Raw genomic sequence first — 408 nt, 5'->3', positions numbered from 1 at the left:
TAGATGGCGCAGCGGACGGGGCTCGAACCCGCGACCTCCGCCGTGACAGGGCGGCATTCTAACCAACTGAACTACCGCTGCACCTAAAAGCAATGGTGGTCGCTATAAGACTCGAACTTATGACATCCACCTTGTAAGGGTGGCGCTCTACCAACTGAGCTAAGCGACCTGAAATTTAAAACATCTGGCGACCCTTAGAGGATTTGAACCTCTGTTTCTACACAGAGAAAGTAGAGTCCTGAGCCACTAGACGAAAGGGTCATAAACCCAAAAATGGTGTCCTGCGTTGGATTCGAACCAACGGCCCCCTCATTAAAAGTGAGATGCTCTACCGACTGAGCTAGCAAGACATGATTATTTAAAAAAGAATTGAGATTATACAAAAAACATTATTATATGTCAAGAAAA

Annotated in this window: 4 tRNA genes; all 4 read right to left on the bottom strand. The window is 46.1% G+C overall.

The annotated features are described in order from the left end of the window. Positions 1-4 precede the first annotated feature (4 nt). Positions 5-81: transfer RNA gene (locus tag UNSWCS_RS00020), tRNA-Asp, on the bottom strand. A gap of 12 nt (positions 82-93) precedes the next feature. Further along, positions 94-169, bottom strand: a tRNA-Val gene (locus UNSWCS_RS00015). A 16-nt stretch (positions 170-185) separates the two neighbouring features. Then, a tRNA-Glu gene (locus UNSWCS_RS00010) sits at positions 186-261 on the bottom strand. A gap of 13 nt (positions 262-274) precedes the next feature. Beyond that, positions 275-350: transfer RNA gene (locus tag UNSWCS_RS00005), tRNA-Lys, on the bottom strand. Between the last annotated feature and the right edge of the window lie 58 nt (positions 351-408).

Source organism: Campylobacter concisus UNSWCS, assembly GCF_000466685.1.
Classification (GTDB): Bacteria; Campylobacterota; Campylobacteria; order Campylobacterales; family Campylobacteraceae; genus Campylobacter_A; species Campylobacter_A concisus_A.
This window is presented reverse-complemented; position numbering and strand designations above follow the sequence as displayed.